Source organism: Streptomyces sp. NPDC048420 (genome assembly GCF_040651535.1).
In the GTDB taxonomy this organism is placed as follows: domain Bacteria; phylum Actinomycetota; class Actinomycetes; order Streptomycetales; family Streptomycetaceae; genus Streptomyces.
The window spans coordinates 229,788-244,816 of the sequence record NZ_JBEZKG010000010.1 but is presented as its reverse complement, the minus strand read 5'-3'; the positions used below and the strand labels follow the sequence as shown (position 1 = coordinate 244,816).

11 protein-coding genes are annotated in these 15,029 nt (G+C 70.4%); 8 read left to right on the top strand and 3 right to left on the bottom strand.

Annotated features, from left to right (window positions below):
* Positions 1-10 precede the first annotated feature (10 nt).
* Positions 11-1,426, bottom strand: coding sequence for a cytosine permease (locus tag AB0D34_RS20380; RefSeq protein ID WP_362663270.1), 1,416 nt, complete (start codon positions 1,424-1,426; stop codon positions 11-13).
* A 62-nt stretch (positions 1,427-1,488) separates the two neighbouring features.
* Here AB0D34_RS20380 and ftsY point away from each other — a divergent pair, with 62 nt between their 5' ends.
* Positions 1,489-2,682, top strand: coding sequence for a signal recognition particle-docking protein FtsY (gene ftsY / locus AB0D34_RS20375; protein ID WP_362663268.1), 1,194 nt, complete (start codon positions 1,489-1,491; stop codon positions 2,680-2,682).
* A gap of 67 nt (positions 2,683-2,749) precedes the next feature.
* Here the strand turns inward: ftsY and AB0D34_RS20370 are convergent, their stop codons facing one another.
* Positions 2,750-3,406 carry a bifunctional DNA primase/polymerase gene (locus AB0D34_RS20370; RefSeq protein ID WP_362663266.1) on the bottom strand — a complete coding sequence of 219 codons (657 nt, stop codon included), beginning with the start codon at positions 3,404-3,406 and terminating at the stop codon, positions 2,750-2,752.
* 433 nt (positions 3,407-3,839) lie between these two features.
* On the opposite strand from AB0D34_RS20370, the gene AB0D34_RS20365 reads away from it, so the two are divergent.
* The 5 genes from AB0D34_RS20365 to ffh all read left to right on the top strand — a co-directional run bounded on the left by AB0D34_RS20365 (position 3,840) and on the right by ffh (position 11,431).
* Entirely contained in the window at positions 3,840-5,342 is a 1,503-nt protein-coding gene (locus tag AB0D34_RS20365; protein WP_362663264.1) for a hypothetical protein, read from the top strand.
* Between the two features lie 313 nt (positions 5,343-5,655).
* Positions 5,656-6,990 (top strand): ammonium transporter, encoded by a 1,335-nt coding sequence (locus AB0D34_RS20360; RefSeq protein WP_362663262.1) that lies wholly within the window; start codon positions 5,656-5,658, stop codon positions 6,988-6,990.
* A complete protein-coding gene (locus AB0D34_RS20355) occupies positions 6,987-7,325 on the top strand; it encodes a P-II family nitrogen regulator (protein WP_055725071.1) in 339 nt (112 codons plus the stop codon). The genes AB0D34_RS20360 and AB0D34_RS20355 overlap by 4 nt, the downstream gene beginning before the upstream one ends.
* Positions 7,326-7,351: 26 nt before the next feature.
* Positions 7,352-9,799, top strand: coding sequence for a [protein-PII] uridylyltransferase (locus AB0D34_RS20350; RefSeq protein WP_362663260.1), 2,448 nt, complete (start codon positions 7,352-7,354; stop codon positions 9,797-9,799).
* A gap of 84 nt (positions 9,800-9,883) precedes the next feature.
* Positions 9,884-11,431 carry a signal recognition particle protein gene (gene ffh / locus AB0D34_RS20345; RefSeq protein WP_362663258.1) on the top strand — a complete coding sequence of 516 codons (1,548 nt, stop codon included), beginning with the start codon at positions 9,884-9,886 and terminating at the stop codon, positions 11,429-11,431.
* 26 nt (positions 11,432-11,457) lie between these two features.
* On the opposite strand, the gene AB0D34_RS20340 is transcribed toward ffh, so the two are convergent.
* Complete coding sequence (locus tag AB0D34_RS20340; RefSeq protein ID WP_362663256.1) at positions 11,458-12,315, bottom strand: SAM-dependent methyltransferase; 858 nt, start codon at positions 12,313-12,315, stop codon at positions 11,458-11,460.
* 199 nt (positions 12,316-12,514) lie between these two features.
* Between AB0D34_RS20340 and proS the strand changes: the two genes are divergently transcribed.
* Positions 12,515-13,930, top strand: coding sequence for a proline--tRNA ligase (gene proS / locus AB0D34_RS20335; RefSeq protein ID WP_362663254.1), 1,416 nt, complete (start codon positions 12,515-12,517; stop codon positions 13,928-13,930).
* Positions 13,931-14,191: 261 nt separating this feature from the next.
* Positions 14,192-14,791, top strand: coding sequence for a hypothetical protein (locus AB0D34_RS20330; protein ID WP_362663252.1), 600 nt, complete (start codon positions 14,192-14,194; stop codon positions 14,789-14,791).
* Positions 14,792-15,029 lie beyond the last annotated feature (238 nt).

Here is a 15,029-nt window from a genome sequence, read left to right as displayed (position 1 = left end):
TGACGGTACGTCAGATGGCCATGGCCGGGGGGCCGCCGGATACGGGTACGGGGACCGCCGGTTTCGGCAGCACCGTGTACAGCAGGCCCGAGATCACGATCGTCGCCGCCCAGCCGAGGCCGTACTCACCGACCGGGTTGTTCGAGGCGAGCGGGCCGGTGAACCAGTCGGACGTGGTGAAGAGCAGCCCCGTGCCCAGGCCCGCCGCCCATGCCGTGACCGCGGCCGGGGCGAAGCCGCCCCGGTACCAGTAGGCGCTGGTGCGGCCCGTGTCGAGGAGCGCCTCGGCGTCGTACTCCCTGCGGCGGAGCATGTCCGCGCCGAAGACACCGGCCCAGGCCGAGAAGGTCACCGCGAGGAGGGAGAGGAAGGCGACGAACGTGTTCAGGAAGCTTGTCGCGGCCAGCATCAGGACCCCGCCGAGGACCAGCGAGATCACCGCGTTGACGCAGACGGCCCAGTGCCGCGGCAACCGGAAGCCGAGCGTCTGCGCGGTGAATCCCGCGGAGTACATGGACATCGAGTTGATCAGCAGCGTGCCGACCAGGGCGATCAGGAGATAGGGGACGGCGAGCCAGAGCGGGAGCACCTCGCCGAGGAAGGAGACCGGGTCCGGGGCAGAGGCCAGGTCCGGAATCGCGTACGCCATGACCATGCCCATGAGAAGTATCGGCAGTACGACGAGCCCCGCGCCGCCAACCGTGTTGCGTACGATCGCCGCCGAGGACGCCGACCTCGGCAGATAGCGCGTGAAGTCGGGGGAGGTGGGCACCCAGCTGATCCCGCCGGCGGCGACCAGCCCGATGCCCGTGATCATCGCCGACGCCGGTCCCGCGCCCCGGCCGAAGACCTCCGCCCAGTCCGTCTCGACGATCAGACGGGCGAGCACCAGCAGCGAGAAGACCCCGAAGAGCCAGGCCGCCCACCTGGTGCACTTCTGTACGGCGTCGATGCCCGTCCCCGAGATCGCGAAGGTCGCGACCACGAAGAGCAGCAGGGTCACGACGGTCAGGGCGGTGCCGCCCCGCACCCCGAAGAGGATGTCCAGGACGGTGAGCAGCGCGTACGCGCCGGTCACCGCGTTGATCGTCTCCCAGCCCCAACGGGCGACCCAGATCAGCGCCCCGGGCAGCAGATTGCCGCGCTGGCCGAACACCGCACGGGACAGCGCCATGCCGGGTGCGCCGCCGCGCTTGCCGGCGATTCCGATCAGCCCGACCAGGCCGTACGACACGATCGGCGCCGTGACGCCGACCGCCAGGGTCTGCCAGAAGCTGAGCCCGTACGCCACGCCCAGGCCCGCTCCCATGGTCAGGAGCAGTACGCTGATGTTGGCGGCGACCCAGGTGGGGAACAGGTCGCAGGTCCGGGCGGTGCGCTCCTGCTCGGGGACCGGTTCCAGGCCGTGGGTTTCGAGGGCGCTCATGGCTAATCACCCTATATCGGGTGAAATGACATGGGTGGAGGGCCTGTGATACTGGACGCGTTATGGAAACCGTCATCCTTGCTGTAGTCATCGCCGTGGTCGTGCTCGGTGTGCTCGGCGGGCTCGTCGTCGGCAGCCGACGCAAGAAGTCGCTGCCTCCGCCCCCTCCCGCCGCGCCCGACATCACCGCCCCTCCGGCCGAGCCGCACGTCGGCGACGAGGCCGAGACGCCGCGCGACGAACCGCGCCGGACCATAGAGGAGGTCGACCTCCCGGGCAGCTCGGCGCCGCCCGTCGTGGAAGAGCTCCCCCCGACCGAGATCGAAGTCCCGGAGCCCACCGCCGGACGCCTGGTCCGTCTGCGTGCCCGGCTCTCCCGCTCGCAGAACGCGCTCGGCAAGGGGCTGCTCACGCTGCTCTCGCGCGAGCACCTCGACGACGACACCTGGGAGGAGATCGAGGACATCCTCCTCACCGCCGACGTCGGCGTGGCCCCCACCCAGGAGCTGGTCGACGGGCTGCGGGAGCGGGTGAAGGTGCTCGGCACCCGCACCCCCGACGAACTGCGCGGACTGCTGCGCGAGGAACTGCTGAAGCTGGTCGGCACCGAGGTCGACCGCACGGTGCGGACCGAGCCGGAGGAGCGCAAGCCCGGCATCGTGATGGTCGTCGGCGTCAACGGCACCGGCAAGACCACCACCACCGGCAAGCTCGCGCGCGTGCTCGTCGCCGACGGCCGTACGGTCGTCCTCGGTGCCGCCGACACCTTCCGCGCCGCCGCCGCCGACCAGCTGCAGACCTGGGGCGAGCGGGTCGGCGCCCACACCGTGCGCGGGCCGGAGGGCGGGGACCCCGCCTCCGTCGCCTTCGACGCGGTGAAGGAGGGCAAGGAGATGGGGGTCGACGTGGTCCTCATCGACACCGCGGGCCGACTCCACACCAAGACCGGCCTCATGGACGAGCTCGGCAAGGTCAAGCGGGTCGTGGAGAAGCAGGCGCCGCTCGACGAGATCCTGCTGGTCCTCGACGCCACCACGGGACAGAACGGTCTGGTGCAGGCCCGTGTCTTCGCCGAGGTCGTCGACATCACCGGCATCGTCCTGACCAAGCTCGACGGCACGGCCAAGGGCGGCATCGTGGTCGCGGTCCAGCGGGAGCTGGGGGTGCCGGTCAAGCTGATCGGCCTCGGCGAGGGCGCGGACGACCTGGCACCGTTCGAGCCGGAAGCGTTCGTGGACGCGCTGATCGGCGAGTGACAGGCTCTGCAAGCGAAGAAGGGCCCACCCCATGGTGCAGATGGGGTGGGCCCTTCGCTGTGTACGGCTATGCGCGCGACCGGTGCGCCACGTAGGCCAGGGTGCCGAGCAGCAGGCGGGCCGCCGGTGGCTTCGTGGCCGTGTCCAGGGACGGCGGTCGCAGCCACTGGACCGGCCCCAGGCCGCCCCGGTCCGACGGGGGAGCGGTGATGTGGGTGCCGGGGCCCAGGCCGCGCAGGTCGAGGCCGGCCGCGTCGTCCCAGCCCATGCGGTAGAGGAGTTCGGTCAGGTCGGCCGCGGCGCCGGGGGCGACGAAGAACTGGGCGCGGCCCTCGGGGGTCGCCGTCACGGGACCGAGGGGCAGGCCCATGCGCTCCAGCCGGACCAGGGCGCGGCGCCCGGCCGCTTCGGCCACCTCGACGACGTCGAAGGCCCGGCCGACCGCCAGCATCACCGCGGCGCCGGGGAACTCCGCCCAGGCCTTGGTCACGTCGTCGAGGGTGGCGCCGGCCGGCACCTGGGGCGCGAAGTCCAGCGGGTGGGCGCCGGGCATACGGCAGTCCGCGCGGCCGCAGGAGCAGGCGCCGGCCGCGGCGCGCGCGCCCGGGACGACGTCCCAGCCCCAGAGTCCGGTGAACTCGGCGACGGCGGTGCACTCCGAGGAGCGGCCGCGCCTGCGCGTGCCGGAACGAATCTCCCGAATGCCGCCGATCGTGAAGCCCATGCCCCCTCCAACGGGTCCAGCGCGCCGGTGGTTACGAGACGGACGCGTCCAGTCACTCTCCGTTTCCTCTTCCGGGTGATGGTGGCGCTCCGATGTGCCCCGGGTGGTGCGCTGGGTCATGTGCGCCCCTGAGTGCACCGTTCCGCCCATCCCCGCTCGGTCTATGTCAAGTGAATCGTGTGGAGGCGACCGTGAGTTCATTCGAAGGGGTGGCGAATGGTGGCGTTTCCGGGATCGCCATGGCTGGACGCGTGATCGTAGGATTACTTTGAGTGCACGAGTCCTGGGGCACATGCACTCGTGGGTATGCCGGAGGCAAGTCGGTTCCTCGTTCGAACGCTGACAACTGCCGGACGAACGGCCGTATTTACCGGCATTCTGATAAGGCTTGGCGCACTCGGTGACAAGTGGACTCAGGGATGGGGGCGTTCCAGTGGGCGGCAACAGCGGGAGCGGGACGGGCGCCGGCGGCGCCGCGCAAGGCTCTTCTCAGGCCGACAAGCGCCCCAACGAGCTGCTCACCTCCTGGTTCGTGCGCAGCGGCTGGTCGAAGGGCGAGCTCGCCCGCCAGGTCAACCGCAGGGCCCGCCAGCTGGGCGCCAACCACATCTCCACCGACACCTCGCGGGTGCGTCGCTGGCTGGACGGCGAGAACCCCCGTGAACCCATCCCCAGGATCCTGTCCGAGCTGTTCTCCGAGCGGTTCGGATGTGTCGTCTCCGTCGAGGACCTCGGACTGCGCGCCGCCCGCCAGTCACCGTCCGCGACCGGGGTCGACCTGCCCTGGACGGGCCCGCAGACCGTGGCCCTGCTCAGCGAGTTCTCGCGCAGCGACCTCATGCTGGCGCGGCGCGGCTTCCTCGGGACCTCGCTGGCCCTGTCCGCGGGCCCGTCCCTCATCGAGCCCATGCAGCGCTGGCTGGTCCCCGGACCCGGCACCCCGCACCGGGAGCCCGACCCGGCCTCCGCCCGCCGGGCCGGCCGTCTCTCAAGGCCCGAGCTCGACCTCCTGGAGTCCACGACGGTGATGTTCCGCCAGTGGGACGCCCAGTGCGGCGGCGGCCTGCGCCGCAAGGCGGTCGTCGGCCAGCTGCACGAGGTGACGGACCTCCTCCAGGAGCCCCAGCCCGAGACCACCACCCGCAAGCTGTTCAAGGTCGCCGCCGAGCTGGCCGAGCTCGCGGGCTGGATGTCGTACGACGTGGGGCTCCAGCCCACCGCGCAGAAGTACTTCGTCCTCGCCCTGCACGCGGCCAAGGAGGCCGGCGACAAGCCGCTCGGCTCCTATGTCCTGTCCAGCATGAGCCGCCAGATGATCCACCTCGGGCGGCCCGAGGACGCCCTGGAGCTGATCCACCTCGCGCAGTACGGCAGCCGGGACTGCGCGAGCCCGCGCACCCAGTCGATGCTGTATGCGATGGAGGCCCGCGCCTACGCCAACATGGGCCAGCCCGGCAAGTGCAAGCGGGCGGTCCGGATGGCCGAGGACACCTTCGCCGAGGCCGACGAGTGGGACGACCCGGACCCCGACTGGATCCGCTTCTTCTCCGAGGCCGAGCTGTACGGCGAGAACTCCCACTCCTACCGCGACCTGGCCTACGTCGCCGGTCGCAGCCCCACCTACGCCTCGCTGGCCGAGCCCCTCATGCAGCGGGCCGTGGAGCTCTTCTCCAAGGACGGCGAACACCAGCGGTCGTACGCACTCAATCTCGTCGGCATGGCCACCGTGCACCTGCTGCGACGCGAGCCCGAGCAGAGCACCGTACTGGTGGAACAGGCGATGCACATCGCCAAGAAGGTCCGCTCCGAGCGGGTGAACACTCGTATTCGAAAGACGGTCGACACGGCTGTACGCGATTTCGGTGATCTCGCCGAGGTAGTGGATCTCACCGACAAGCTCGCCGTGGAGCTGCCAGAGACCGCGGAAGCCGTCTGAATCCCCAGAACCCCGGCCGCGGCCGACCCTCCCGAACTGCCCGACTCGGCTCCCCCATGCCAGGTCATCGGAAGGCCGACCGCGGTCGGTTTCTTTCCTTCTACGAAGGTTGCGCCACGATAACGATCGGCGTGGCCCAAATCTGCCAGTTCATCGACGCGTAACACGCAAGGCGCCTTCGTCACCCTGGCGAAACAATGAGGGGCTTCCACCGAAACGGCGCTGCGCCAATCTCATGGCGCATAACCGGCCCACCCCTCATTCCGCTCTGGCTTCGCCCGCACGGGGCCGTACCTACGACGAGGAGACGCCGATGGCACCAACCGCCATCACGCTCGCCGCAGACAAGCTGTCTGTGGCCAACACAGGCTTCATGCTGATCTGTTCTGCCCTGGTGCTGATCATGACCCCGGGTCTTGCCTTCTTCTACGGAGGCATGGTCCGCGTCAAGAGCACCCTCAACATGCTGATGATGAGCTTCATCAGCATGGGTATCGTCACCATCCTGTGGGTCGTCTACGGCTTCTCCATGGCGTTCGGTACGGACCACGGCTCGCTCATCGGCTGGGAATCCGACTACTTCGGCTGGACCGGCATCGACAAGGGCGACATCTGGTCCGGGTACACGATCCCGGTCCTCGCCTTCGCCGTCTTCCAGATGATGTTCGCCATCATCACGCCCGCCCTGATAAGCGGTGCGATCGCCGACCGCGTGAAGTTCTCCGCCTGGGCGCTCTTCGTGGCGCTGTGGGCGACGGTCGTGTACTTCCCGGTCGCCCACTGGGTCTGGGGCACCGGCGGCTGGGCCTTCGAGCTCGGTGTGATCGACTTCGCCGGTGGTACGGCGGTCCACATCAACGCGGGTGCCGCGGCGCTCGGCGTCATCCTGGTCATCGGCAAGCGCGTCGGCTTCAAGAAGGACCCGATGCGCCCGCACAGCCTGCCCCTGGTGATGCTCGGTGCCGGTCTGCTGTGGTTCGGCTGGTTCGGCTTCAACGCCGGCTCGTGGCTGGGCAACGACGACGGCGTCGGCTCCCTGATGTTCGTCAACACGCAGATCGCCACCGCGGCCGCCATGCTCGCCTGGCTGATCTACGAGAAGATCCGCCACGGCGCGTTCACCACCCTCGGTGCCGCCTCCGGCGCGGTTGCCGGTCTGGTCGCCATCACACCGTCCGGTGGTGCGATCACCCCGATCGGCGCGATCTGCATCGGCGCCATCGCCGGTGTCGCCTGCGCCGCGGCCGTCGGCCTGAAGTACCGGTTCAACTACGACGACTCCCTGGACGTCGTCGGTGTCCACATGGTCGGCGGTGTCATCGGCTCCCTGCTGATCGGCTTCTTCGCCAGCGGCAAGGGCCAGTCGGAGGTCAAGGGCCTCTTCTACGGCGGCAACGCGGACCAGCTCTGGAAGCAGTGCGCCGGTGTCTTCGCGGTCCTCGCCTACTCCCTGATCGCCTCCGCGATCCTCGCCTTCCTGCTCGACAAGACGATCGGCATGCGGGTCAGTGAGGACGAGGAGGTCTCGGGCATCGACCAGGCCGAGCACGCCGAGACCGCATACGACTTCAGCGGTGCGGGTGGCGGTGCCGCCCGGACCTCGGTCACGGCCCCGGCCGCCGACGCCGGTAAGAAGGTGGACGCATGAAGCTCATCACCGCCGTCGTCAAGCCGCACCGGCTCGACGAGATCAAGGAAGCCCTCCAGGCCTTCGGGGTCCACGGCCTGACGGTCACCGAGGCGAGCGGCTACGGTCGTCAGCGGGGCCACACCGAGGTCTACCGCGGTGCCGAGTACACCGTCGACCTGGTCCCGAAGATCCGCATCGAGGTCCTCGCTGAGGACGACGACGCCGAGCAGCTGATCGACGTCATCGTGAAGGCGGCCCGAACCGGCAAGATCGGTGACGGCAAGGTCTGGTCCCTGCCGGTCGACACGGCCGTACGGGTCCGGACGGGCGAGCGCGGCCCGGACGCGCTCTGACGGAAGAACAGAACAGGAGCTGCTGGGTGACGAGCACGGACGTGCACAAGGACGTAGAGGACTCGGGACCCAGCGGCTATGCGGCGGCCCGGCTGCGCCTCCTCCAAGAGGGGGCGTGGTCCGGGCCGCCGCGCCGTTCGGCTCTCGCCGAACTGACGGACGACTGGCTCTCGGGGCTGTTCACCGCGGGCGCCGAGCAGCTGCGCGGGGTCTCCCTGATCGCCGTCGGCGGCTACGGCCGTGGCGAACTGTCGCCCCGCAGCGACCTGGACCTGGTCCTGCTGCACGACGGCAGCGACTCGGGCGCGGTCGCCGCCCTGGCCGACCGCATCTGGTACCCGGTGTGGGACCTGGGCCTCGCCCTCGACCACTCGGTGCGGACGCCCGCGGAGGCCCGCAAGACAGCCGGGGAGGATTTGAAAGTCCAACTCGGTCTCCTGGACGCCCGCCACATCGCCGGTGATCTGGGACTGACGGCCGGATTGCGTACGGCCGTCCTCGCCGACTGGCGCAACCAGGCCCCCAAGCGCCTGCCCGAACTCCAGGAGCTGTGCGCCGAGCGCGCCGAGCGCCAGGGCGAGCTGCAGTACCTGCTTGAGCCCGACCTGAAGGAGGCCCGCGGCGGACTCCGGGACGCCACCGCCCTGCGCGCCGTGGCCGCCTCCTGGCTGGCCGACGCCCCGCGCGAGGGCCTCGACGACGCCCGGCGCCGGCTGCTCGACGTCCGGGACGCCCTGCACCTGACGACCGGCCGCGCGACCGACCGGCTCGCGCTCCAGGAGCAGGACCAGGTCGCCGCCGAACTCGGCCTGCTCGACGCCGACACACTCCTGCGGCAGGTCTACGAGGCCGCGCGGGTCATCTCGTACGCCAGTGACGTCACCTGGCGCGAGGTGGGGCGCGTACTCAGGTCGCGTGCCGTGCGGCCCCGCCTGCGCGCGATGCTCGGCGGCGGCAAGCCGGTGGCCGAGAGGTCACCCCTGGCGGAGGGTGTCGTCGAGCAGGACGGCGAGGTGGTGCTCGCCCGCGCCGCACGCCCCGACCGGGACCCCGTGCTCCCACTGCGTGCCGCGGCCGCCGCCGCACAGGCCGGACTCCCGCTCTCCCTGCACGCCGTGCGCCGCATGGCGGCCGGAGTGCGCCCCCTGCCCACACCCTGGCCCGCCGAGGCCCGCGAACAGCTCGTGACCCTGCTCGGCTCGGGCCAGCCCACCATCGAGGTCTGGGAGGCGCTGGAGGCCGAAGGGCTGATCACCCGGATGCTGCCCGACTGGGAGCGGGTGCGCTGCCGCCCGCAGCGCAACGCCGTGCACATCTGGACCGTCGACCGGCACCTCATCGAGACGGCCGTGCGCGCCTCCGAGTTCACCCGGCGCGTCCACCGCCCCGACCTGCTGCTCGTCGCCGCGCTGCTGCACGACATCGGCAAGGGCTGGCCCGGCGACCACTCGGTGGCCGGCGAGATCATCGCGAAGGACGTCGCCGCGCGCATCGGCTTCGACCGCGACGACGTCGCCGTACTCGCGGCTCTCGTACGTCACCACCTGCTGCTCGTGGACACCGCCACCCGGCGTGACCTGGAGGACCCGGCCACCGTGCGTTCGGTCGCCGACGCGGTCGGGTCGCAGGGCACTCTGGAGCTGCTGCACGCGCTGACCGAGGCGGACGCGCTGGCCACCGGGCCTGCCGCCTGGTCGTCCTGGCGGGGCTCGCTCGTCGCCGACCTGGTGAAGCGGGTGGGTGCCGTGCTCGCAGGGAACGACCTCGACGAGCCCGAGGAGGCCGCGCCCACCGCCGAGCAGGAGCGGCTCGCCATCGAGGCGGTCGCCACCGGCGGCCCGGTGCTGTCCCTGCGCGCGCAGACCGAGGCGCCCGTGGACGACCAGCCCTCGGGCGACCCGGAGCCGCTCGGTGTGGAGCTCGTGATCGCCGTACCGGACCAGCCGGGCGTGCTTCCCGCGGTCGCCGGAGTGCTGGCGGTGCACCGGCTGACCGTCCGCACCGCGGAGCTCAGCGCCCAGGACCTGCCCGACGGCGTCGAGGGTTCCGTGCTCCTGCTGAACTGGCGGGTCGCCGCCCAGTACGGCTCGCTGCCGCAGGCGGCCAGGCTGCGCGCTGATCTCGTACGGGCCCTGGACGGGTCGCTGGACATCGCCGGGCGCCTTGCCGAGCGGGACGCCGCGTATCCGAGGCGCCGGGGCGTCGTCGCACCCGCCGCGCGCGTGACGGTCGCCTCGGCGGCTTCCCGGCACGCCACGGTGATCGAGGTCCGCGCCCAGGACGCCCCGGGACTGCTGTTCCGCATCGGGCGGGCGCTGGAGGACGCCGGGGTACGGATGCGCAGCGCGCACGTGTCGACGCTGGGCGCCAACGCCGTGGACGCCTTCTACGTGACCGACGGCAAGGGAGCGCCGCTCTCGGCCGGAGAGGCGGCTTCCGTGGCGCGGAAGCTGGAGGAGACCTTGCGGGGCTGACCGGGGGATCCCGGCCACGTGTGTCGCCGGGATACCCTGGAGGGCGATTCCCAGCTGCCACCGACCCCGAGGACCGCGAGCGCCGTGTTCGATACTCTTTCCGATCGCCTCTCAGCGACTTTCAAGAACCTGCGCGGCAAGGGACGGCTCTCCGAGGCGGACATCGACGCCACCGCGCGCGAGATCCGGATCGCGCTCCTGGAAGCGGACGTGGCCCTGCCCGTCGTCCGGACGTTCATCAAGAACGTCAAGGAGCGTGCCCTCGGTGCCGAGGTCTCCCGGGCGCTGAACCCCGCCCAGCAGGTCCTGAAGATCGTGAACGAGGAGCTCGTCACGATCCTCGGCGGTGAGACCCGGCGTCTGCGGTTCGCCAAGAACCCGCCGACCGTGATCATGCTGGCGGGTCTCCAGGGTGCCGGTAAGACCACCCTCGCGGGCAAGCTCGGCCACTGGCTCAAGGGGCAGGGCCACTCGCCGCTGCTGGTCGCCGCCGACCTCCAGCGGCCGAACGCCGTGAACCAGCTCAGTGTCGTCGCCGAGCGCGCCGGTGTCGCCGTCTACGCCCCGGAGCCGGGCAACGGCGTCGGTGACCCGGTCAAGGTCGCCAAGGACTCCATCGAGCACGCCAAGGCGAAGGTCCACGACATCGTGATCGTGGACACCGCGGGCCGCCTCGGTATCGACCAGGAGCTGATGCAGCAGGCCGCGGACATCCGCGACGCCGTCAGCCCCGACGAGATCCTCTTCGTCGTCGACGCGATGATCGGTCAGGACGCGGTCAACACCGCCGAGGCCTTCCGCGACGGCGTCGGCTTCGACGGCGTGGTGCTCTCCAAGCTCGACGGTGACGCCCGCGGTGGCGCGGCCCTGTCGATCCGGCAGATCACCGGCAAGCCGATCATGTTCGCGTCGAACGGCGAGAAGCTCGACGACTTCGACGCCTTCCACCCTGACCGGATGGCCTCCCGCATCCTCGACATGGGTGACCTGCTCACCCTGATCGAGCAGGCGGAGAAGACGTTCAGCCAGGAAGAGGCCGAGAAGATGGCCTCCAAGCTGGCGTCCAAGAAGGGCCAGGACTTCACCCTGGACGACTTCCTGGCCCAGATGGAGCAGGTCCGGAAGATGGGCAGCATCTCCAAGCTGCTCGGCATGCTCCCGGGCATGGGCCAGATCAAGGACCAGATCAACAACCTGGACGAGCGGGACGTCGACCGTACGGCCGCGATCATCAAGTCGATGACCCCGGCCGAGCGCGCCGACGCCACGATCATCAACGGCTCGCGCCGCGCCCGTATCGCCAAGGGTTCCGGTGTCGAGGTCAGCGCGGTCAAGAACCTCGTCGAGCGGTTCTTCGAGGCCCGCAAGATGATGTCCCGCATGGCCCAGGGCGGCGGGATGCCGGGCATGCCGGGGATGCCGGGCATGGGCGGCGGCCCCGGCCGTGCCAAGAAGCAGCCCAAGAAGGCCAAGGGCAAGCAGCGCTCCGGCAACCCGATGAAGCGCAAGCAGCAGGAGCAGGAGGAGGCCGCGCGCAGGGCGGCCCAGGGCGGCGGCGCCTTCGGAGTGCCCGGCCAGCAGGCCCCGCAGGACTTCGAGCTGCCGGACGAGTTCAAGAAGTTCATGGGCTGACACACGGCTGTGGGGGACTTGGAGGCCTAGGGCACCCTCGCGATCAGGTACCGGAAGACGTTCGGCATCCACACCGTGCCGTCCCGGCGCTGATACGGATGCAGGGCCTCCGCCACCTCCTTGTCCACCTGGGCCTGGTCGGTCGCCTCGATGGCCGTGTCGAAGAGCCCGGTCGACAGCAACCCCTTGAGTGCGCTGTCGACATCGGCGTACCCGAAGGGGCACGCCACCCGCCCCGAGCCGTCCGGCCTGAGACCGGCCCGGTGGGCGACCTCCTCCAGGTCGTCGCGCAGGGCCGGGCGCCAACTGCCCGTGTTGCGCAGCGGTTCCGCCAGCTTGGTGGCCACCCGCAGCACGGACGACGTGGCGCACCGCTCCGGTGGACCCCAGCCGGCGAGGACCACGGGCGCCCCTCGCTCGGCGAGCGGTGTCGCCGAGGCGAGAAGTTCTCCGAGCCCCTCCGAGTCGCCCGCGAGACACCCGATCGGCTCGAAGGCGGTCACCACGGTGTACGGGGGAGCGTCGGTGGCGACGGCGTCTTCGGGCGCCCCCTCGACGAGCCGGGTGTGCGCACGCGTGCGCGTGCCCCACGCCTCCGGCAGCAGCCGCTCGCGCGCGAGGGCCAGCCGTTCGGGGGAGCAGGACTCGACACCGGAGACCGAGGCGCCTCGGGAGGCGGCGATGAGCAGGGCGAGCCCGCTGCCGCAGCCGAGGCCCAACAGCCGCGTCGCGGGGCCCACTTCCAGTCGCTCGTAGACGGCCTCGTACAGCGGAACCAGCATCCGCTCCTGGATCTCGGACCAGTCACGCGCGCGTGCACCGAGGTCCGCACGGGAGGTCCCTCCCGTCGAAGGCAGGTGCTGCCGCACGAGCGTAGGTGTCATGGATAAGCGCCCCAATCCGCCGAGAGTTGACTCTGTGCCCGATTCCGTAGCCCCCGTGACATGCGCTCGCACTCCCCCCGTATGCCAGGTAACTCCGCACTCGACCGCTCGTCCAGAGGCAGAAGGGCCCCGCTTGTGGGTTGGCCGGGCCCGGGAAAAGAATTCACATCCCGGCAATGTGCGCCCGTAACATCGGGCCATGGCAAAGGCACCTGTTCTCACACCCCGAGCGGACGACTTTCCGCGCTGGTACCAGGATCTGATCACCAAGGCCGAACTGGCCGACAACGGTCCGGTGCGCGGCACCATGGTCATCCGACCGTACGGGTACGGGCTGTGGGAGCGGATGCAGGCCGAGATGGACGCCCGCATCAAGGAGACGGGCACCCAGAACGCGTACTTCCCGTTGCTGATCCCGCAGTCGTACCTCACCCGTGAGGCCGACCACGTCGAGGGTTTCGCGCCCGAGCTCGCGGTGGTCACCCATGGCGGCGGCAAGGAGCTGGAGGAGCCCGCGGTCGTCCGCCCCACCTCCGAGATGATCATCAACGACTACTTCTCGAAGTGGGTGCAGAGCTACCGCGACCTTCCCCTGCTGATCAACCAGTGGGCGAACGTGGTGCGTTGGGAACTGCGGCCCCGGCTCTTCCTGCGGACGTCGGAGTTCCTGTGGCAGGAGGGCCACACCGCGCACGCGACCGAGGAGGACGCGCGCGTGTTCGCCTCGCACATCCACCGGCAGGTCTACGAGGACTTCATGACGGACGTCCTCGCCATGGACGTCGTCCCCGGCCGCAAGACCGTCAAGGAGCGCTTCGCCGGCGCCATCAACACCCTCACGCTGGAAGGCATGATGGGCGACGGCAAGGCCCTCCAGATGGCCACCAGCCACGAGCTGGGCCAGAACTTCGCCAAGGCCTTCAACACCTCGTACCTGTCGAAGGACGGCACCCAGGAACTCGTCTGGCAGACCTCCTGGGGCTCGACCACCCGCATGATCGGCGCCCTGGTGATGATGCACGGCGACGACCACGGCCTGAGGGTCCCGCCGCGGCTGGCGCAGACCCAGGTGGTGGTTCTGGCCATCAAGGGCGACGAGCAGGTTCTGGCCAAGGTCCGCGACATCGGCGCCCGGCTGAAGGCGGCGGGTCTGCGCGTCCACGTCGACGACCGCACCGACACCCCCTTCGGTCGCCGCGCGGTCGACTGGGAGCTCAAGGGCGTGCCGGTCCGCGTCGAGGTCGGACCCCGTGACCTGGAGAACGGCACCGCGATGGTGGCGCGGCGGATCCCGGGCGGCAAGGAAGCCGTATCGCTGGATTCTCTGGCCGCGCTGCTCCCCGTGATCCTCGAAGAGGACCAGGCGCTGCTGCTGGCCCAGTCCCGCGAGCGCCGCGAGTCCCGTACGACCGACGTGTCCACCTTCGACGAAGCCGTCGAGGCCGCGGTCGCCGGCGGCTGGGCGCGGATCCCGTGGGCCGTCCTCGGCGAAGAAGGCGAGGCCAGGCTGGCCGAGCACGCGGTGACCGTACGGTGTCTGGTCGCCGAGGACGGGGCGGTGCCGGACGCCGACGACGCACCCGGTAACGTCGCGGTCGTCGCGCGCGCTTACTGAGGCAGGGCCCTTCCGGCGGGAGAGCGACCGAAACGCCTCTTGCGCATCTGCCGATCCCAGCAGCACCGGCGCGTGGACGCGATCTACGCGCCGGGGCGTACTTCACACTACGCACCGGCTTGGTATGAGCTGTGAGGCTTCTCCGCAGATCAGCGCACCCGCCCTCGTCTCCACGCATCAGCGGCAACTGACGGGTACGTGCAAATTATTTGGGATGCCCCGGAATAGGAACACAGGGGCACTCTGGCTCGTTGTCATTACGTGAGCACGACACAGACACCACCTGTTCTCGCCGCAGAGCTGGCAGAGGCGTGGGCCGACATTCAGCGGTACCACCCCGAGCTGCCTGACCTTGCCGCGCCAGAGTCCCTGATCGGGGAGTCGTCGTCCGCGTGCGGTCACGAGCTCTCCTTCGAGCGACTGCTTCATGAGGCAGTCCACGGCATCGCCGCCGCGCGAGGCATCCGCGACACCTCCCGCGCCGGCCGCTACCACAACCGCAGATTCCTCGCGATCGCCGAGGAGATGGGCCTGGACCACCCCGAGGAACCGCACCCCAGCAGTGGCTTCTCGCTGGTCTCGCTCACCCCCGAGGCGAAGCGTCGCTACCGCCCGACCATCGAGCGGCTCCAGCGCGCCCTCAAGGCCCACACGGCGGCGACCTCCGCCGACACCGCCCGCTCCTTCCGGGGTCCGGCGGCCCGGCACGGCTCCTCCGGGGGCGGGGTCCGGGTCAAGGCGGTCTGCGACTGCGGCCGCAATGTGAGGGTCGTCCCCTCCGTCCTGGCCCAGGCGCCGATCGTCTGCGGGGGCTGCGGCAAGCCGTTCCGGATCCCGGAGGTCGTCGGCGCGGCGAGCTGACCGCCCTACCGGCAACTCGTGGCTGTCGGTCGGGCACAGGGGTGGGTGCGGGACGCCGCGCCCACCCCGACGGCACCTGGATCACCGGGTGCCCCTCAGGCGTGCCCCGGCGCCTCTCGACATGGTCCCGGTCCGAAGTGACCGGCGGGGTGTGGCACAATGGCTAGCTGTACTCGACAGCCGCACAGGAACCCTCTCGCCTCCGGCTGACGCGTCCATCGGGCACTCGGGTACCGCA